Source organism: Paenibacillus nanensis (genome assembly GCF_003583765.1).
Lineage (GTDB): Bacteria > Bacillota > Bacilli > Paenibacillales > Paenibacillaceae > Pristimantibacillus > Pristimantibacillus nanensis.
Genome location: NZ_QXQA01000009.1, coordinates 130027 through 150182 on the forward strand (window position 1 = coordinate 130027; position 20156 = coordinate 150182).

General features: G+C 53.2%; 19 protein-coding genes. All 19 read right to left on the bottom strand.

Annotated features, from left to right (window positions below):
- Nucleotides 1–106 precede the first annotated feature (106 nt).
- The 19 genes from D3P08_RS15230 to rimP all read right to left on the bottom strand — a co-directional run bounded on the left by D3P08_RS15230 (nucleotide 107) and on the right by rimP (nucleotide 19937).
- Nucleotides 107–1786, bottom strand: coding sequence for a ribonuclease J (locus D3P08_RS15230; protein WP_119600552.1), 1680 nt, complete (start codon nucleotides 1784–1786; stop codon nucleotides 107–109).
- A gap of 372 nt (nucleotides 1787–2158) precedes the next feature.
- Nucleotides 2159–3040: a 4-hydroxy-tetrahydrodipicolinate synthase gene (dapA, locus tag D3P08_RS15235; protein WP_119600553.1), complete on the bottom strand. Its 882-nt coding sequence runs from the start codon at nucleotides 3038–3040 to the stop codon at nucleotides 2159–2161.
- Nucleotides 3041–3109: 69 nt separating this feature from the next.
- Nucleotides 3110–4324: an aspartate kinase gene (gene dapG / locus D3P08_RS15240; protein ID WP_119600554.1), complete on the bottom strand. Its 1215-nt coding sequence runs from the start codon at nucleotides 4322–4324 to the stop codon at nucleotides 3110–3112.
- A 119-nt stretch (nucleotides 4325–4443) separates the two neighbouring features.
- The gene (locus tag D3P08_RS15245; protein WP_119600555.1) at nucleotides 4444–5031 is read right to left on the bottom strand and encodes a dipicolinate synthase subunit B; all 588 of its coding nucleotides are present in this window, start codon (nucleotides 5029–5031) and stop codon (nucleotides 4444–4446) included.
- Nucleotides 5028–5927 carry a dipicolinate synthase subunit DpsA gene (dpsA, locus tag D3P08_RS15250; protein WP_119600556.1) on the bottom strand — a complete coding sequence of 300 codons (900 nt, stop codon included), beginning with the start codon at nucleotides 5925–5927 and terminating at the stop codon, nucleotides 5028–5030. Before dpsA ends, D3P08_RS15245 begins: the two co-directional genes overlap by 4 nt.
- Nucleotides 5928–6085: 158 nt before the next feature.
- Complete coding sequence (gene dut / locus D3P08_RS15255) at nucleotides 6086–6532, bottom strand: dUTP diphosphatase (protein WP_119600557.1); 447 nt, start codon at nucleotides 6530–6532, stop codon at nucleotides 6086–6088.
- On the bottom strand, nucleotides 6513–7778 hold the full coding sequence (locus D3P08_RS15260; RefSeq protein ID WP_119600558.1) for a M16 family metallopeptidase: 1266 nt from the start codon (nucleotides 7776–7778) through the stop codon (nucleotides 6513–6515). Before D3P08_RS15260 ends, dut begins: the two co-directional genes overlap by 20 nt.
- Nucleotides 7779–7848: 70 nt before the next feature.
- A complete protein-coding gene (locus D3P08_RS15265; protein ID WP_119600559.1) occupies nucleotides 7849–8853 on the bottom strand; it encodes a polysaccharide deacetylase family protein in 1005 nt (334 codons plus the stop codon).
- Between the two features lie 171 nt (nucleotides 8854–9024).
- On the bottom strand, nucleotides 9025–11127 hold the full coding sequence (pnp, locus tag D3P08_RS15270; protein WP_119600560.1) for a polyribonucleotide nucleotidyltransferase: 2103 nt from the start codon (nucleotides 11125–11127) through the stop codon (nucleotides 9025–9027).
- Between the two features lie 99 nt (nucleotides 11128–11226).
- On the bottom strand, nucleotides 11227–11496 hold the full coding sequence (rpsO, locus tag D3P08_RS15275; RefSeq protein WP_119600561.1) for a 30S ribosomal protein S15: 270 nt from the start codon (nucleotides 11494–11496) through the stop codon (nucleotides 11227–11229).
- 164 nt (nucleotides 11497–11660) lie between these two features.
- The gene (locus D3P08_RS15280; RefSeq protein ID WP_119600562.1) at nucleotides 11661–12611 is read right to left on the bottom strand and encodes a bifunctional riboflavin kinase/FAD synthetase; all 951 of its coding nucleotides are present in this window, start codon (nucleotides 12609–12611) and stop codon (nucleotides 11661–11663) included.
- A 66-nt stretch (nucleotides 12612–12677) separates the two neighbouring features.
- Nucleotides 12678–13598 (bottom strand): tRNA pseudouridine(55) synthase TruB, encoded by a 921-nt coding sequence (truB, locus tag D3P08_RS15285; protein WP_119600563.1) that lies wholly within the window; start codon nucleotides 13596–13598, stop codon nucleotides 12678–12680.
- Between the two features lie 2 nt (nucleotides 13599–13600).
- On the bottom strand, nucleotides 13601–14590 hold the full coding sequence (locus D3P08_RS15290; RefSeq protein WP_119600564.1) for a DHH family phosphoesterase: 990 nt from the start codon (nucleotides 14588–14590) through the stop codon (nucleotides 13601–13603).
- Nucleotides 14587–14943 (bottom strand): 30S ribosome-binding factor RbfA, encoded by a 357-nt coding sequence (gene rbfA / locus D3P08_RS15295; protein WP_119600565.1) that lies wholly within the window; start codon nucleotides 14941–14943, stop codon nucleotides 14587–14589. Before rbfA ends, D3P08_RS15290 begins: the two co-directional genes overlap by 4 nt.
- Nucleotides 14944–14949: 6 nt before the next feature.
- Nucleotides 14950–17670, bottom strand: coding sequence for a translation initiation factor IF-2 (gene infB / locus D3P08_RS15300; protein ID WP_119600566.1), 2721 nt, complete (start codon nucleotides 17668–17670; stop codon nucleotides 14950–14952).
- Entirely contained in the window at nucleotides 17639–17992 is a 354-nt protein-coding gene (locus D3P08_RS15305) for a L7Ae/L30e/S12e/Gadd45 family ribosomal protein (RefSeq protein ID WP_119600669.1), read from the bottom strand. The genes infB and D3P08_RS15305 overlap by 32 nt, the downstream gene beginning before the upstream one ends.
- Nucleotides 17979–18299 (bottom strand): RNase P modulator RnpM, encoded by a 321-nt coding sequence (gene rnpM / locus D3P08_RS15310; protein WP_119600567.1) that lies wholly within the window; start codon nucleotides 18297–18299, stop codon nucleotides 17979–17981. Before rnpM ends, D3P08_RS15305 begins: the two co-directional genes overlap by 14 nt.
- 41 nt (nucleotides 18300–18340) lie before the next feature.
- Complete coding sequence (gene nusA / locus D3P08_RS15315) at nucleotides 18341–19438, bottom strand: transcription termination factor NusA (protein WP_119600568.1); 1098 nt, start codon at nucleotides 19436–19438, stop codon at nucleotides 18341–18343.
- Between the two features lie 37 nt (nucleotides 19439–19475).
- Nucleotides 19476–19937: a ribosome maturation factor RimP gene (gene rimP / locus D3P08_RS15320; protein ID WP_119600569.1), complete on the bottom strand. Its 462-nt coding sequence runs from the start codon at nucleotides 19935–19937 to the stop codon at nucleotides 19476–19478.
- Nucleotides 19938–20156 lie beyond the last annotated feature (219 nt).

Here is a 20156-nt window from a genome sequence, read left to right on the forward strand (position 1 = left end):
CTTCGCGGAACAATATTTCCGTTATCTAAAGGTAAAAAAAAACGCCTCCCATCCGCTATTGCGGAAAGAAAAGCGTTTTGATTTCGTGATGGGCCTTAAGGGTCGTTTACACTTCCATGATAATCGGCAAAATCATAGGACGACGACGGGTTTGTTCATATAAAAAGCGGCCAAGCGCATCCTTCACATTCGTTTTCAGAGATGCCCATTCATTGACTTTATCGCTCATCAGCTTATTCAGTGTTGATGTAACAATTCGGTTCGCCTCATCAAGCAGGCCTTCGGACTCGCGAACATACACAAATCCGCGCGAGATAATATCCGGCCCCGACATAATTGCGCCGTCTTGCTTGCTAAGCGTTACGACGACAACTAGGATTCCATCTTGAGATAACAGCTTGCGGTCGCGAAGAACGATATTGCCTACGTCTCCGACTCCCAAACCATCGATCAGGACGTTGCCCGCTTGCACTTTCGCGCCTTTGCGAGCGACGCCGCCTTGAAATTCAACCGTATCTCCATTGTCGACAATGAAGATATTTTCGCGGTCCATCCCAATCGCTTCGCCAAGCTTCGCATGTTGGCGCAGCATCCGGTATTCTCCGTGTATCGGGATAAAATATTTCGGCTTAATCAGATTAAGCATGAGCTTCAGCTCTTCCTGGCTGCCGTGGCCGGAAACGTGCACGCCGGATACGGAGCCTGGTCCGTAAATAACGTTTGCACCGAGACGGAACAGCTCATCCACTGTGCGGCCTACGTAACGCTCGTTGCCCGGAATCGGCGTTGCGGCAATAATAACCGTATCCCCTGGCAATATATCGACTTTGCGATGCGTTGATCTAGCCATACGTGTAAGCGCAGACATTGGTTCCCCTTGACTGCCTGTACATAAAATGACGACACGGTCTGCGGCAAGCTTGTTTACCTCTTCAGGCTCGATCAGCATGCCTTCCGGAATGTTCAAGTATCCCAGCTCGGAAGCGATGCTTACGACATTGACCATGCTTCGGCCTACGACAGCAATCTTGCGGCGAGTTGCGATCGAGGCATTAATGATTTGTTGAATGCGATGTACGTTCGATGCGAACGTCGCGACAACGACACGCTGTGTCGACTTCCGGAAAATGTCCTCAAGCTCGTCGCCTACATTTGCCTCCGACGGCGTATAGCCCGGTCTTTCGGCGTTCGTGCTGTCCGATAACAGAGCCAGCACGCCGCGGCTTCCAATCTCGGCAATCCGCTGCAAATCGGCGAACTGGTCATTCACCGGCGTATGGTCGAATTTGAAGTCGCCCGTATGAACGACGATGCCTTCCGGCGTGTCCAAGCAGACGCCGACCGAATCCGGAATACTGTGGTTGGTCTTGAAGAAGCTTGCGCGAATGGAGCCCATCTGGATTTCGGAATCCGCGCTGATCAAGATTCGCTTCGTCTCGCCAAGCATGCCCGCTTCCTTCAGCTTGCCTTCAATCAGTCCGAGCGTCAGCTTCGTTCCGTATACAGGAACGTTCAGATGCTTCAGAACGTAAGGCAGTCCGCCGATATGATCCTCATGTCCGTGGGTGATCAGAATGCCGCGAACTTTATCACGGTTCTCCGTTAAGTACGTTATATCCGGAATGACGATATCGATGCCGAGCATGTCCTCTTCCGGAAACTTTAAGCCTGAATCTACGACCACAATGTCGTTATTGTACTGGATAACATACATATTTTTGCCGATTTCGCCTACTCCGCCAAGTGCAAAGATAAGCAGCTTATCCTGGTTGTTCTTCTTTGACAAGTGTATCCATACCTCCTAATATTTGTTGTGATTCAATAATTTACCATTTCGTACTCATAATCTATGCAAAACTAGATAAACGTCAGATGCCGCTCTGACGATTTATTCAAACTCATAACTTTGCCGCACCCAGTCACTTGTGCTTATTATACATGAAGAAAAAGATGGAATACAAGTAATACAAAACGAAACCGGTCACGAATTGTGATTAAGTTTCCCCCAAAAAAGAAAACCGATGCTGTAGGCATCGGCTTCCGGCAAGCAATTCTCTTGCTTGAAACGAGAAAAAAAATCTCAATTAAAAACCTTCAAGGGATGAGACCGCGGTACGTTACGAGGTCATTCAAATCGTTAATCAATGCTCTTACGCGTTCAATACTTCGAGATTAAGTTACGCAAAAATTCCGCTTCTGCGTCATTCACATTGACAAGCGGCAGACGAACGCCTCCTACTGGAAGGCCTTTGAGGCTAAGCGCATATTTGACCGCTACCGGATTCGGGACCGGATGCGGACAGTGGAACAAGCCTTTGAATACCGGGAACAGCTTGCCGTTTAGTTGAGCGGCTTCCTGTACGTTTCCGTCTGCATAGGCTTGAATCAGTTCCTGCATTTGCGCGCCGACAATATGGCTTGCCACGCTGACAATCCCATAGCTGCCGACAGCAAGCGCCGGCAATGTCGCGCTGTCGTCACCGCTGTATACGTAAAAGCCTTCTGGAGCCGCGCTAATAATCTGAGTCAGCTGCTCCAGAGAAGCGCAATCCTTTGTCGCCACTACATTATCGATCTGCGCCAGGCGAAGCGTCGTATCGACGGAAATATTAACGCCTGTCCGTCCTTCCACGTTATATAGGATGACCGGAAGCTTCGTCGACTCGGCGATCGCTTTGAAATGCTGATATAAGCCTTCCTGCGTCGGTTTATTATAATAAGGAGCGACGAGGAGCACCCCGTCGACGCCGCAAGCTTCCGCGGCTTTCGTCAAATGAATGGAATGAGCCGTGTTATTGCTGCCCGTCCCGGCAATGACCTTGCAACGTCCCGCCGCATGCTTGACGACAAATTGAAACAGCGCAAGCTTCTCGTCCTCCGTCAGTGTAGGCGATTCGCCCGTCGTGCCGGACACGACCAAGCTGTCACTCTTCTGCTCATCTATCAAATAATCGATGAGTCTCTCCGTAGTCTGCCAATCTATTTGTCCTTCCGCATCAAATGGGGTGACCATTGCGGTAATCAATCTGCCGAAATCCATTTGGCTCTTCCTCCTAAGCGTAAACTCTTTAATGCATTATATCACGAAAGGAAAATTCCTTCTATACACTTAACGATGAAGATCAAATTTGGCGTGCAACGCGCGCAGCGCTTTCGCCATATCGGCTTCCTGTACAAGCACCCAAATCGTCGTATTGGAGTCGGCGGACTGCATGATCATAATGCCCTGCTCCGTTAAGGCTTCTACGATGCGAGCCATGACGCCGGGCTGGCCGTTCATCCCGCCGCCGATAACCGAGATTTTTGCGCAGCTGCGCACAGCCGCCGGCGAGAAGCCGCATTCGCTAAGCAAAGCAAGCGCATGATCCGCGTCTTCGTCGAATACCGTATACACCGCTCCGCTTGGCGTTACATTTATGAAATCGACGCTGATGTGATGCTTCGCCATGGTCTGAAACACCTGCAGCTGCATGTCGTTACGTCCTTCAATGGCTTGGACGGAAATTTGCGTGACGCCCGTAACATGAGCGATGCCCGTTACGAACTTATCTTTTACTGCTTGACCGCCGCTTGCCGCGGACGCATCCGTTACAAGCGTCCCCGGCTCATCCGAGAACGTCGATCGAACCCGCACGGGAATCCGCGACTGCTGCGCGATTTCTACAGCCCTCGGATGAATAACCTTGGCGCCTTGACGCGCCATATTGCCGACTTCCGCATAGCTTACCACCTCAAGCGGTCTCGCTTCGCTTACAATGCGGGGATCCGCCGTCAAGATGCCGTCTACATCCGTATAAATATCGACGATTTCCGCTTGAAGCGCCGCTCCTAACGCGGTCGCGGACGTGTCGCTTCCTCCCCGCCCAAGCGTCGTGATGTCCCCGTCCGATGTTACCCCCTGAAAGCCGGTGACAATAACGACTTTACCGTTCTGCAGCTCATGCAGCAGCCGGTCCGTCCGGATGGATTTGATTCGGGCTGAACCGAACTGCTCATCGGTTATAATGCCGGCCCCCCCGCCGGTTAGGGCAACGGAGGGTATCCCTCTGGATTGCAAAAGGCTGCACATAGCGGCTGCGGAAATCATCTCTCCGCAAGCCATAAGCAGATCCTTCTCTCGAGCGGGAAGCGCGCCGCCGTTGTCGCGTACAAAGGAAAGCAGCGTATCCGTCGCATACGGGTCGCCCTTCCGGCCCATTGCCGAAACGACGACCACAACGGCATATCCGCTGTTTCGTTCTCTCTCGATATGATGAATGACGCGTTCTCTTGCTTGTTCGGTTGAAAGCGAGGTTCCTCCGAATTTTTGAACCAAAATCCGCATTCCATGAGCCTCCATCATTCCCCGAAGACGAGAGCTGCAAAGGTACCGTGTCATCGTAGATTCCGAGTAACCGTCGGCAGCTTCATGACGTCTTTCAGTTCATCCTTGGTAATGTCTCGTTATGTCCTTTCGATCAGCAGAGGCTGGAGCTGCTTTCCTTGAAGCGCCGCTTCGCATGTCTCCATCACCAGATCCATTCTCGCCACTAATGAATTGGGCTTCTGAACCGGATTGTCTTGACCGAACGGCACAAAATAAATATGTTTGGCGACTAGAAGTTTGGCAATGTTCGCCGCATTTAGCCCCAATCCGTCATTCGTGGAAATAGCCAGCACGATCGGCCGCCCGTTGCGCATTTGCGCTTTGGCCGCCATAAGGACGGCGCTGTCGGTAATCGCATTTGCAAGTCTGCTGGTCGTATTGCCGGTACAAGGAGCGATGACAAGGATATCTAACAGCTTAGAAGGTCCCAGCGGCTCCGCTTGAACAATCGTTGAAATAATCTCGTTTCCCGTAATGCCGGTAAGCTGCTCCTGCCATTCCTTCGCCGTGCCGAAGCGTGTATCCGTCGTCACTAACGTATTCGACACGATCGGAACCACATTCGCGCCCGCATCCACAAACTTTTTAATTTCCGGCATCACCTCGGCAAACGTGCAATGGCTGCCGGACAACGCGTAACCAACCGTAATCCCGTTCCAATTCATACTCCATTCCCCCGCTTCATCGTTTCATCCATGATCAACTGAGATAAACAATCCGCTATGATGCGTCCAGCTGTTTTCGGAGCTACGATACCTGGCAGGCCGGGCGCAAGCAAGGCCTTTATGCCTCTTTTTTCCGCAAAACGGAAATCCGTGCCGCCCGGGTTCGATGCGAGGTCGATAATGACGGAACGCGACGGTAAATTCGCTATAATCTGAGCTGTGACAACCATAGTTGGAATTGTATTGAAAAGCAAGTCGACATTGCCTACATGCTGCAGCAAGTTAGTGGTGTAGAAGGGCTCAAAACCCATCTCGAGCGCTCTCGCGAAATGCTCGGACCGCCTGACGCCCACCTTGACTTTCGCGCCTAAGCCTTGAAGCGTTCTCGCCATCGTAAATCCTGTGCGCCCGAATCCGAGCACCATACATACGGAGCCGTGAATAGTAATGTCGGTATTCTGGATCGCCATCATAAGCGCGCCTTCCGCCGTCGGAATCGAATTGTAGATGGCCACATCGTCGCGGTCGAACAATTCCACCAATTTTATTCCCTTCTCTTCGCAGAGCTTGCGCAAATAAGGCTTTGCCATCCCCGTATATACAGTGCAATGCTGCGGCAGCTTCGCGATGTGCTCGCCCGTCAGCTTCATCTCGCGGTCGCTGAAGACCGCATGGATATTCCCTTGGTCGTCCGTCCCAACCGCTGGAAGCAGCAGAGCGTCGACGCCCTCGAACAGCGTTTCATCGAACTCGGCGTGAACGGCGCCGTCCAAGGAAGTATGCAAGCCGTCGAATCCGCACACGGTAACGGATGCATCAAGCTCATTAAGCTTGCGGATAACCTCCAGCTGTCTCGCATCGCCGCCAAGCAGCAGCACTTGAACGCCAGTTAACATCGGGCTTCACTCCCTTCTGGCCAATAAGATATAGACCATCGTATGCGTGCGCCCAGAAACGGGTGAAAAAACGAGCCCGAAAAATGAAAAAGGCCAGCCAGATGAATCTGGCAAGCCTTAATTCGTTTGAACGAAAGCGGTATTTGCGCCGCCTGTTCTTATTTCACGCCCGTATGACCAAAGCCGCCCGCGCCGCGGACCGTATCCGGAAGCTCCGAAGCCTCCTCAATCGTTACGGCGGGAACCTCCTGGAACACCATTTGCGCGATCCGTTCGCCGCGTGTAACGGTAAACGGCTCGGCTCCGTGATTCATGAGCAGAACCTTCACTTCGCCGCGGTAATCCGCGTCGATTGTTCCCGGCGAGTTCAAGCATGTAATGCCATGCTTGAAAGCGAGGCCGCTTCTCGGCCTGATTTGCGCTTCGAGCTCCTTCGGCATCGCCATTGCAAAGCCCGTAGGAACAAGCGCGCGCTCCCCCGGCTTAAGAGTGAGCGGTTCAGCGACAGCCGCTTGCAGGTCAAAGCCTGCGGCCCATTCGGACATTTTGCGCGGAACCGCGATATCTTCATTGCCTTCCAGACGTTTAAACAGAACCTGGTACATACTGATCTCTCCTTAAATTTGCCGCATCTTTGTCCGTCGAACCGACCATCGCAACCGCAAACGGAACCGACAGTATCCGTTTCGTCACTTCACGCACATCGTCCATCGTGACGTTGTCGATCCGTTTAAGCAGCTCGTCAAGCGTGTAGTGATGTCCGAGCATCAGCTCGTTTTTGCCGATGCGGTTCATGCGGCTGCTGGTGCTTTCCAGGCTTAAGATCAAGGAGCCCTTCAGCTGCTCTTTGCCGCGGTGCAGCTCATCTTCCGCTAAGCCTTTGACGGAAAGCTCATGGATCTGCTCAAGCGTTAGATTCAGCACGTCCTTCGTTTGCTTCGGAGCCGTTCCGGCGTACACGGTAAACAAGCCAGAGTCGGCATAGCCGGTATGATAGGAGTAGACGGAATAAGCAAGACCGCGCTTCTCCCGGATCTCTTGGAACAGCCTGGAGCTCATGCCGCCGCCCAAAGCATTGTTGAGCAGCACCATCGCGTACAGCTTGGCATCCTTATTGGAGCAGCCAGGGAACGTCATGCAGATATGGTTTTGTTCGGTTTTCTTTTTGTAAAACACGTAATCGCCGCGGAAGACCGGAGCCTCGGGCACGAACGGTTCCGCATGGTTCGAAAAAGCGCCAAAATGCTTCTCGAGCAGCTCAAGCAGCTTGCCTTCCTCGACATTGCCGGCCACGCTGACAACCGTATTTTCGATCGTGTAGCGTTCTTTCATGTAGCCCTTCAGCGTGTCCGGGCCCATCGCTTCCAAACGGTCCTTTAAGCCGAGTATGGAATACGCGAGCGGATGATCGCCGAAGGAAGCGCGGGACGCCTCGTCATGAACCTTATCATCCGGCGTATCTTCATACATGGCGATTTCCTCTAAGATGACGTTTTTCTCCTTCGCCAGCTCCGTCTCGTCGAACTGGGAATGGAAGAACATATCCGACAAGGCGTCTACCGCGATCGGCAGATGCTCATCCAGCACCTTGGCGAAATAGCACGTATATTCCTTGGCCGTAAAGGCGTTTACGTTGCCGCCGATGCCGTCGAACACATCCGCAATATCTTTTGCGGTCCTTCTCTCCGTGCCTTTGAACAGCATATGTTCGATAAAATGCGATATCCCGTTATTTTCGATCGTCTCGTTACGGGAGCCTGTTTTGACCCAAATGCCGAATGAGACGGAGCGAACGGTAGGTATGTATTCAACGACTACGCGCAATCCGTTGCTAAGCGTATATTTGTTCAATGAGATCCTCCTCCAAGTTTTGCGTTTTGCAAAACCGCTTCGTAAGCTCGCAAGCAATGATTTCACTATATCAAAATAAATGGGCTCCCTCAACAACTGCCGCGACGCGGTTGCTCGAAAGCGTCTCGCTTACCGTCCCGATGACGAAGCCCTTCGCGATGGCGGCATCGATAATGCCGGCCAAGGCGCCTTTGGTCGTTTCCGTCGGATGCATCAGAATAAGCGAGCCGGGCTCCAGCTTCGCCTGCATCTTGCGGATGACCGAATCGGCGGGAGGTTTTCTCCAGTCTACCGTATCCAGCGTCCAAAGAACCGTGCCCAGCCCTTGCTCGCTGGCGATTTGCACGGTTGCCGCGTTGTACGACCCGGATGGAGGCGCAAACCATTTGTTATCTACACCCAACAATTCCTTGAGCAGCTGCTGCGTCTTCGCAATCTGATTATATTGGTCCGTTCTGCTTAAGTTTTTCATATCGGGATGCGAGTACGCGTGATTGGACATTTCATGCCCCGCCGCCTGAATCTTTTTGGCAACGTCCACATTTTTTTTGAGCCAGCTGCCGTCGAGGAAGAAGGTTGCCTTAACCCCCTTCTCCTCAAGCGTTGCGAGGATCGGATCGATATATTCGTTGCCCCATGCCACATTGATCATCAGCGATACCATCGGTTTATTCGGATTGCCTCTATAGATCGGCTGAGGCCCAAGATGCTTTAGCGATATTTTCGGCTCGATCTCTTGGTACTGAAACGGAATGGCGCCGGACCTCGGCGCCTTGAGCGCGGCTTCGTACGTTTTTTCGATGTCGACGGCAAGGCCGTTATAGCCGGGAATCGCATGCCATACCCGGTCAATACGCGCGTCTACGGGCGCAATTCGTTTCGTCTCCGCCTCCGCAACGATCGCCTCATAGAGCTCCCGCTTTTCTTCTTCTGTGTAGGAGGTTCTCCCTAACGCTTCGACTGCGTCCCCCGATTTCACAGTGTTGATAAAGGAAGCGATATTTCCGTTCATTTTGACTAAAACAAGCAGCATCAATACACTAGCCGATATGGCAGCCGCTTTTCGCAAATTCATCGTTCCCACTCCCAACCGCATCAGTCGCGCGAGAGCCGTCTGGCTCCGCATGCGCTCATGGACATGTGTATGTGCGCATGGACAAGAATATGCTCGGCCCAAATAAAAAAGAGACAGATAAGCTCTGACTCTTTACGGCTGGCTATGGGAGTGAAGCGTCCCGCTCAACACTTAAGATTGAGCAGGGGCTTCTGCTGTAAGAACCGCTTTGCGCGACAGATTAACACGGCCTTGCTGATCGATTTCGGTTACTTTCACCGTGATCTGATCGCCGATTTTGACAACATCCTCGCATTTCGCTACGCGTTCCGTAGACAATTGCGAGATGTGAACCAAACCGTCCTTGTTCGGTAAAATTTCGACGAATACGCCGAACTTCTCGATCCGCTTCACCGTTCCGAGATAAATCTCGCCGACGACCACTTCTTTCACGATGCCTTCGATAATGGCCTTCGCTTTTTGGTTCATCTCTTCATTGGAAGAAGCGATAAAGACGCTGCCGTCTTGCTCGATATCGATTTTCACGCCGGTTTCTTCGATGATTTTGTTAATGATTTTGCCGCCTGCGCCAATAACGTCGCGGATTTTGTCCGGGTTAATGCGCAAGGTAAGAATTTTCGGCGCATATTTCGAAAGGCTTGTCCGAGGCGCGGACATCACTTCAAGCATTTTGCCCAAAATATGCATGCGTCCTTCGCGGGCTTGCTCCAGCGCTTGCTCCAAAATGCTGCGGTCGATGCCGTCGATTTTGATATCCATCTGAATGGCGGTTACGCCTTGAGCCGTTCCGGCAACCTTAAAGTCCATATCGCCGAGATGGTCTTCCATGCCTTGAATATCCGACAGGATGGAGAAATGATCGCCGTCCTTGATCAGGCCCATGGCAATACCCGCAACCGGAGCTTTGATCGGAACGCCCGCATCCATCATCGCGAGCGTGCTCGCGCAAATGCTGGCTTGCGATGTGGAGCCGTTGGACTCAAGCACTTCGGAAACGAGACGAATCGTATACGGGAACTCCGCTTCGGAAGGAATAACCTTCGACAAGGCGCGTTCGCCGAGCGCTCCGTGGCCGATCTCCCTGCGGCCCGGCGGACGAAGAGGACGAGCCTCGCCGACGCTGAACGGCGGGAAGTTATAATGGTGCATGAATCGTTTGGTCTCTTCCGGCGAGATGCCGTCAAGAATTTGCACGTCTCCCATCGCGCCTAGCGTACAAATGCTGAGCGCTTGCGTCTGACCGCGCGTGAACAGGCCGGAGCCATGTGTGCGAGGCAGGAGCGCAACGTCGCATTCGATTGGACGAATTTCATCCAGCTTACGGCCGTCTGGACGCACTTTGTCGTGCGTAATGAGGCGGCGAACCTCTTCCTTCACAATATCGTACAATACTTCCTTGACGTCGGCCAGAAGCTCCGGCGTATCCGCGTATTTCGCCTCGAAATGAGCAACCGTATCGCTGTTCACAGCGTCGATCGCGTCCTGACGCGCATGCTTCTCCGGAATTTTCACGGCTTCGACCAGACGAGCAGAAGCGTATTCGCGAACTTCCGCATTTACGGTAGCATTTACGGTATGTAGCTTGACTTCCATCTTCTCTTTGCCGGCAAGAGCTTGCAGCTCTTCGATGCTTTGAACGATGGATTTGATGGCGTCATGTCCGAACATGATCGCTTCCAGCATGACGGATTCCGGAACCTCGTTCGCTTCCGCCTCCACCATCATGATCGCGTCCTTCGTGCCCGCAACAACGACATAAATATCGGTTTCCTGCTCCTGCGCCACTGTCGGATTAATCACGAACTGTCCGTTAATGCGGCCGACAACGACACCGCCGATCGGTCCATTGAACGGGACGTCGGAGATGGTCAGCGCCGCCGAAGTGCCGATCATCGCCGCAATTTCCGGCGAGCAATCCTGATCGACGCTCATGACGATATTGGCGATTTGCACGTCGTTACGGAAGCCTTCCGGGAACAACGGGCGAATCGGACGGTCCGTCAAGCGGCTGGACAAAATAGCCTTTTCGCTTGGTCTACCCTCGCGTTTGATGAAGCCGCCGGGAATTTTGCCTACCGCATACAGCCGTTCCTCATAGTTGACGGTTAGCGGGAAGAAATCCAAATCCTTAGGCTCCGTCGATGCGGTAACCGTACATAAGATAACAGTCTCGCCGTAGCGGACCGTGACTGCCGCATTCGCTTGCTTAGCCAGTCGCCCGGTCTCAAGCACGAGCGGTCGGCCGCCTAACGTCGTTTCAATACGTTGAAGCATATAGTCCCTCCTTTTTCCTATTACAAAAAGCAACCCGAACCCCTGCTCCAGACGAACTGGCGGACGGGATAATCAGGTTGCTTTCTGCTCACGCATGTTTTAACGGCGAAGGCCGAGTTTTTCGATCAATGCGCTGTAACGTTTTACGTCTTTGTTCTTCAGGTAAGCTAGCAACTTACGGCGTTGACCTACCATCTTAAGCAGACCGCGGCGGGAATGATGATCCTTCTTGTGCTCGCGAAGATGCTGAGTCAGGTTAACGATGTTCTCCGTAAGGATAGCGATTTGAACTTCAGGGGACCCCGTGTCACTCGCGTGAGTTTTGTGAGTCTCGATCAGCTCTTGTTTGCGTTCTTGCGTAATTGCCATCCTTTTCACCTCCTTATTCATAATCGCCGTTAGCCTCGCCGCCGCCGGTGAGAGCGGACAACCAAGCTAAGGTTCAGTATACGAGCCACCTAACCCTCATACGAGGGCAAGCTGTTCGCAACGGTCTCTAGTATACCATATTGGATTAGCGCTTGTCGAGGAAATTACTTCCGCTCGGCAAGCCATTTTCTCGCTTGGTCGGAATCCGCCGCAATTTGAGCGATTAATTCCGTAACGGAGCCGAACTTCTGCTCAGGCCGGATAAAGGATTGGAACTGCACTCGTATCTCTTTGCCGTATATATCGCGGTCGAAATCGAACAAATGAGCTTCCATGACCGGCACAACCTCCGTATTATTAAACGTCGGTTTCTTGCCGTGGTTGAGCACGCCGCCAAAGCTTTCCCCGTCGATCCAGGCCGTTATCGCATATACGCCGAGACGCGGCGTTACGTACGGATCATCGAGGTCCAGATTGGCTGTGGGGAAACCGATTGTCCGGCCTCTGCCGTCCCCGTGCACGACCGTTCCCGTCACTTCATACGGGCGGCCGAGCAGCTTGTTCGCCATCGCGAGATCGCCGCTTTCCAGCGACTCTTTCGTGAACGTGCTGCTCACTTTCATGCCGTCTTCATAAAGCGGCTCCTCGATATGGACGGAAATATCCGCCCCGCCGAGCTCCCGAAGCATTTCGGCCGTGCCGCTCCCCTTGCTGCCGAATGTGAAGTCGAAGCCGACGGCGGCATGCGCGACGCCAAGCGGACGAAGCACTTCGGAGACAAACTGGCCTGGAGAAAGCGACGCGAACGAAAGATCAAACTTCATGACGAATACGACGTCGACGCCAAGCTCTTCGATCAGCTGCGTCTTGCTCGAAATCGGCGTCAGGCAGCGGTAATGCGGATCGCCCTGCCCGAGCACCTCCTTCGGATGCGGCGAGAAGGTAAGCACAGCGGACCGCATGTCCGATTGCTTGGCATGGGCGGTCGCCGCTTTGATCACATTTTGATGGCCGCGGTGCACACCGTCAAAAAAACCGATGGCGATCGACAGCTTTTTCCCGCCCGTAAGCGCTTCTGGGTTGTTTAAGGGATAAGATAATGGGATGACTTCCACAACTGACACCTGCATTTCTACGTAAACTTTACCCGGCTTGCCTGCTTAATTGCAATGTACACAGCCTTAAGGTTCGTTGCTTGTAAACACTTTAACCGGCTTAATCTGAGCCGACTCGGAATCAACCTGATAAATGCCCAGAAATTGGCCATGCTCAGCAGGCTCGTACAACCGGACAAGCTCGCCGTCCTTCCACTCGTTCGAAAGCTTGGACAGCGGCACTTTCTGCCCGCGCCGAGCCAATCTGACGGCAGACGGCGCAACCGTTGCTTTCGGCATATGCGCGATGGCTTGATCGGCGGGAATGAGATGCTTTTCAAGCTCGCCTGCGTTCAACAGTTCCTCAATTTGAGCCAAGGTTAAACACCCTTCTGCCGTAATCCCGCCGGACATCGTGCGCGTAAGCTTGGCCATAGCCGCCGGAAGACCCAGCGCTTTGCCGATATCGACGCATAATGTGCGGATGTAGGTTCCCTTGGAACATACGACGGAAAAAGTAATTTCCGGCTCCTCGCTGTCGAGCTCGGCATGGAGCAGCTTAATTTCGTGGATTGTCACCGTTCTAGCTTTGCGTTCCACCGTTTTGCCTTCCCGCGCAAGCTCATATAGACGCTTGCCGCCTACCTTAACAGCCGAGAACATGGGAGGCACCTGCTCAATGTCGCCGATGAAGCGGTTTAACACCTGTTCAACCTGCTCCTTCGTAACGTTCTGCACTGGCTGACGAGCGATAACCTCGCCGGTCATATCCTCGGTATCCGTGGCGATCCCAAGCTTCAGCACCGCCTCGTACGCCTTCGGTCTTTCTTGTATGTATTCCACGACGCGCGTTGAGCGGCCCAAACATAAAGGGAGCACGCCGGTTACCATAGGGTCAAGCGTGCCGGTATGTCCGATCCGTTTCATCTTGAGCAGCCGTCTAACCTTAGCCACCACGTCGTGCGAAGTCCAGCCCTCCGGCTTCCATACCGCCAAAATGCCGTCCATGCTTATACCAACGCCTTTCTTACCGCATCAACCAATACGCGAATCGCTTCTTCGATCGGTCCGTCAAGCCTGCAGCCTGAAGCCCGCACATGTCCGCCGCCGCCGAAGGTTTGCGCAATCGCCGCAACGTCCGCCTTGCCTGCGGACCTTAAGCTCGCTTTGACTGCCCCGTCGTTTGTCTCTTTGAACAAAATGCCGACCTCGACGCCATCGACATTCAGCGCATAGTTCACGATGCCTTCCAGATCCTCGGGAACGGCGCCGCAATCGGTCAGATCATTTTTCCCGATATAGACCCAGCCGATTCTCAAATCTTCGCTAAACGTCAGTCTTGCCAACGACATTTGCAGAAGCTTCAGCTTGGCCATCGTCATTTTCTCCAGCAGATGGTCGGCCAGCTTGCTTCCGGAAACGCCGGTCTCCAGCAGCTTCGCCGCAATTTCCATGACACGCGGGCTTGTATTGGAATATCGGAAACCGCCCGTATCCGTCATCAGCCCGGTATAAATGGCGGTTGCGCAATCGAGATCAGGCGTCATTCCCGCCCGTTCAATCAAATCGAACAGGATCTCGGCCGTTGCCGCCGCATGCGGCTGAATGACGTTGACTGAGCCGAATCTGTTATTGGTCGGATGATGATCGATATTCAGAATAGCGCAGCCTTCAGGAAAAAAGGAAGAGACCTCTCCCATTCGCCGGTTATCGGCGCAATCAACCGCGATAACCGCATCGAAAGACGCCTCAAGCTTCTGCTTCTTCAAAGATAGGATTTGGTCAAAATGACGCAAATAATTTAAGCGGGACGGGAGCTCGCTTTCATTCACGAGCACAGCTTTTTTGCCCATACGTTCCAGCAGCCAGTCGACCACCACGGTCGAGCTGATCGCATCGCCGTCGGGCTGAACATGGGAGACGACAAGGAAGGAAGCATTGGCTTTAATAAAAGCCAATGCTTCATCCAATTGGGAAACATACTGATCTTTGCTTATCATCTTGCTTCATTCCCGTTATTGAGTTCAGTCAGCAAGGACTCGATTCGGCTTCCGTACTCGATGCTGCTGTCGAATTTGAACAGCAGCTCCGGCGTATGGCGAAGCTTCATCCGTTTGCCGAGCTCGGAACGAAGGAAACCGGTAGCTCTCCCCAGCGCCTTTAGCGTCTCTTCCTTCTGCTCGTCGCTGCCAAGCACGCTCAAGTAGATGCGAGCCTGGGATAAATCGCTGGTCGTCTCTACGCCCGTAACCGTGATGAAGCCGATTCGAGGATCCTTCAGCTCCATCTGGATAATTTGGCTCAGCTCTTTTTTGATTTGCTCGCTGACCCGGCCGACGCGTATTTTAGCCATGCATGATCACCTCTCTACCGTTTCCATGATGAACGCTTCAATCATATCTCCCTCTTTAATATCGCTAAAGCGTTCAAGCGTTATACCGCACTCATAACCGGACGCCACTTCCTTGGCGTCATCCTTGAACCGCTTCAAGGAATCGATTTTGCCGGTGTATACAACGATGCCGCCGCGGATAACTCTTGCTTCTGCGGAACGGGTAATCTTGCCGTCGACGACCATAGAACCCGCGATCGCGCCCACCTTCGTTACTTTAAACACGTTGCGCACTTCGGCGTGACCGATTACAACCTCTTTATAGACCGGATCCAGCATGCCTTTCATCGCTTGCTCGATCTCGTCGATGACATTGTAAATGACGCGGTGCATACGCACGTCAACCTTCTCCTGCGCGATTGTCGCCTCGGCCTGCGGGTCCGGACGGACGTTGAAGCCGATTACGATGGCGTTGGATGCGGAAGCCAGAATAACATCCGATTCCGTAATCGCGCCTACGCCGGTATGAATAATTTTCACGCGCACGCCTTCGACATCGATTTTTGCAAGCGAGCCTTTGAGCGCTTCGGCGGAGCCTTGTACGTCGGCTTTGATGATCACGTTCAGATCCTTGATCTCGCCTTCTTTAATGTGGTTGAAGAGATCGTCCAGCGTAACGCGCGTATTGGCGCCCATATCGGATTGACGCTGCTTAATCGCGCGGCGTTCTGCGATTGCGCGCGCCTTGCGCTCGTCTTCGAACACCAGGAACGGATCGCCGGCTTGCGGCACTTCAGTCAGACCCGTAATCTCGATCGGCGTGGAAGGTCCAGCTTCTTTGAGACGGCGGCCGCGGTCGTTCACCATCGCGCGCACGCGACCGAAGCAGTTGCCCGCTACAAAAGCGTCGCCGATCTTAAGCGTACCGTGCTGTACCAGAATGCGGGCAACAGGTCCCTTGCCTTTGTCCAGCTCGGCCTCGATGACGGTACCTCTCGCGCGTTTGTTCGGATTCGCTTTAAACTCGTTCACTTCGGCAACGAGCAGAATCATTTCCAGCAAGCCTTCGAGGTTGATGCGCTGCTTCGCGGACACTTCCACGAAGATCGTATCGCCGCCCCATTCTTCCGGCACGAGCTCGTATTCCGTCATTTCTTGTTTAATTTTATCGGCGTTCGCTTCCGGCTTATCGATCTTGTTCACCGCAACGATGATCGGAACGCCGGCGGCTTTCGCGTGATTGATCGCTTCAACGGTTTGAGGCATGATGCCGTCATCCGCCGCGACCACGATAATGGTAATATCCGTCACTTGAGCGCCGCGGGCACGCATCATCGTAAACGCTTCGTGGCCCGGCGTATCAAGGAATGTAATCTTTTTGCCGTTAATTTCGACTTGGTAAGCGCCGATATGCTGCGTAATGCCGCCGGCTTCTCCGCCGGTTACATTCGTCTTGCGAATCGCGTCAAGCAGCGTCGTCTTGCCGTGGTCGACGTGACCCATAATGGTAACGACCGGCGGCCGGACCATCAAATCCTCGGCTTCGTCCGTCTCCTCAAAGGTTTCAAACGCGTCTTCTTCAACCGGGATTTTCACTTCCACTTCAACGCCGTATTCGCCTGCAATCAACATAATCGCGTCCATATCGATCTCTTGGTTGATCGTCGCCATAACGCCGAGGAACAGAAGCTTCTTAATAACTTCTGAAGCGTCTTTATGAAGCAGCTTCGCAAGGTCGCCTACCGTCAATGTGCCGCGAACGATAATTTTCTTCGGCGTGTTGTCGATTTTTTCGCGAGGCGGCTGCTGCTGCCCTTTGCCTCCGCGTCCTTTGCCCCCGCGATTGTTGTTGCCGCCTTTAAAACCCGGACGGCCATCCTCGAACCGTTTTTGGCCGCCGTTGTTAAACCGGCCGTTTTTACCGCCGCTGCGATCCTCAGAGCCGCCGCGCGGCTGCTGACCTCTGCCAGCTCCCGCGTCGAAGCCGCGGCTTTGTCCGGCTGGAGCCGAAGCCGGCGCCGGACGGTTGCCGGCAGAAGCGCCCGCTCCGCCTTGACCGAAGCTGCGGTTGCCGCCGCCCGAAGGCGCTCCGCCTTGACGATTGCCGCCGCCTTGGCCTTGACCTTGACCGGCTGGACGGTTGCCTTGGTAACCCTGTCCTTGACCGCCGGATGGACGATTGCCTTGCCCTTGACCGGACGGACGGTTACCTTGGTAGCCCTGACCGCCGGATGGACGGCCTTGGCCGCCTTGACCTTGACCGCCTTGCCTTCCGCCTTGGCCTTGGCCTTGACCGGATGGACGGCCTTGACCGCCTTGGCCTTGACCTTGACCGGATGGACGGCTGTTTTGGTTATTTTGCTGTCTTTGCTCACGTTGTTCGGTTGGTTGTTGAGTTTTCGTATTAATAGAATTCATTGTCCCCTGTCTATCTTGAGTTGTTGGTTTAGTCGTTTCTTGCACGCTTGGCGCCGCCTTTGGACGATTCGTTTGAGCCGTTGCCGTCTGTACCGCGGCTCCTCCGCTCTCTTGCGCGCGTTTGGCCGCCGCATTCGCTTTAATGTCCCGGAAGAAGCCCTCCACCTTCGTCACCATTTCGTTCTCCATGACGCTCATGTGGTTATTAACAGGCAAGTTCAGCCTTTTAAGAATCGTAATAATTTCTTTACTGCTCATATTCAGCGACTTCGCGTATTCATAGACGCGAAGCTTATCTTTATTGTCCTTGCTGTCCTGTTTGTTGCTCAATAGGATCCACCTCCGTATTTTGGCTCAGATGACTTCCAATCATTTTTCCGAAATGCATATCGGTGACCGCCAGCACAACGCGTTCGGGTTTCCCTATCGCCTTTCCCAGCTGTTCCCGATCGAATGCTTCGGCGAGTTGTATTCCGTAGGTGCCGCACTTGTCTCGAAATTTCTTCTTCGTATTGTCGGATGCGTCGCCGGCAATAATAACCAGATGGGCTTTCCCTGCTCTTACGGCCTTCAGCACCGTTTCATCGCCGGTTATCAGCTTGCCGGCGCGCATGGCCATACCCAGGGAAGAAAGAGCTTTATTCGGCTTCATCATCATCCGGCGTCAGCTCCTTGGCTGCGATGAATTGCTCCTCCACCGCGATAAATTCCTGCTCCAACTGATCGTATATATGGTCGCCGACGGGCTGCTTCAGCGCCCGATCCAACGCTTTTGACTTCTTCGCAAGCTTAAAGCAGTTCACTTTGCCGCATAAATAGGCGCCACGCCCCGCTTTTTTGCCGGTCAGATCGATGCCGACCTCGCCGTCCGGCGTACGAACGACCCGAATCAATTCTTTCTTCGGCATCATTTCTTGACAAGCCACGCACTTGCGAAGCGGTATTTTTCTCGGTCTCACCGCAAATCCCTCCTCAGCCGCTGCCTGTTCCCGCGCGCAGACTAATCGATGGATACGGAATCCTGATGCATGGTGCCTGTCGTCGATTTCGGACGTCCGTATTCCTGCTCCGCCTGCGTCTCGCTTTTAATATCGATTTTCCAGCCGGTAAGCTTCGCGGCAAGACGGGCATTCTGCCCCTTAATGCCGATCGCAAGCGACAGCTGATAATCGGGAACGATGACACGCGCCATTTTCTCTTGCTCGAAGACGATAACCTCCAGCACCTTCGACGGACTCAAAGCGTTCGCCACGTACTCCTCGACATTTTCGGACCAGCGCACGATATCGATCTTTTCGCCCTTCAGCTCATTGACAATCGTCTGGACGCGAAGGCCCTTCTGGCCGACGCAGGATCCGACCGGATCCACTTCCTCATTGCGGGAGTGAACCGCAATCTTCGAACGGAAGCCCGCTTCGCGCGCGACCGAACGAATCTCAACGACACCGTCATAAATTTCGGGCACTTCAAGCTCGAATAACCGTTTTAGAAGTCCTGGATGCGTACGGGATAAAATAATTTGAGGACCTTTGGTCGTGTTCTCAACCTTCGTAATAAACGATTTGACGCGGTCGCCATGCTTGAACTTGTCCGTCGGCATCAGCTCCGTCAGCGGAAGAACCGCTTCGACCTTGCCCAAGTCGACGAACAGGTTGCGCATGTCTTGGCGCTGCACAATGCCGTTAACGATATCCTCTTCCTTATCGATAAACGCGTTATAGATCAGTCCCCGCTCCGCTTCGCGAATACGCTGCGTAACGACCTGCTTGGCCGTCTGCGCCGCAATGCGTCCGAAGTCGCGAGGCGTAACTTCGATCTCCGCGACATCGTCAAGATGATAATGCGGGTTAATCTCGCGAGCCGCTTCCACCGAAATTTCCAGCCTCGGATCCAGCACCTCATCGACAACCGTCTTGCGGGCGTAAACCTTGATGACGCCGGTATGACGGTTAATGTCTACCCTTACGTTCTGCGCCGTGTTGAAATTGCGTTTATAACTGGAAATAAGCGCAGCTTCGATCGCCTCTAGCAGCACATCCTTGGCGATTCCTTTATCTCGTTCAATTTCCTGCAAAGCTTCAATAAAATCCATACTCATTGGAACGATGTTCCCCCTTTCATAAATAGAACCAAAATTAAAATTGAATAGCCAAGCGCGCGCTTGCCACTTTGTCGTACGGAATGCGGTGTTCCTTCTTGCCGACCTTGATAGCGACGGTATCGCCGTCGAACGACAAGAGCGTTCCTTCGAACTCCTTCGCTCCGTCGACCGGTTCGTATGTAGTAATAAATACATACTTCCCTACCGCCTTGCGTACATCGTCCGGTTTTTTAAGCGGACGCTCTGCCCCCGGTGATGACACTTCCAGGAAGTAAGCCCCGGAGATCGGGTCGTTCTTATCCAGCTGCTCGCTGACATATTCGCTGATTTTGCCGCATTCGTCGATGTCGATGCCGCCTTCTTTATCTACAAAAATGCGAAGAAACCAGTTACTGCCTTCCTTGATATATTCAATGTCGACCAGCTCAAAGCCATTTTCATTGAGATAGGGCTGCACCATAGCCTCAACGGCGGATTTGATAGTGGATGTGCTCAAATTGGGTTGACCTCCTGTATGGGTTGCAATGGGTATTTGCCGGATACAAAACGTAAAGAGTGGGTTTCCCCACTCTTCTGCATCAAGAATCTATCCTCATCATTGCCAGAAAAATTATAACATAATCGCATATACGTGACAAGAAATGATTTCTAGTTGATCATGTCCTTGCACGGTACGTGACAAGAAATGATTTCCAGCCCATCATGTTCTTGCACG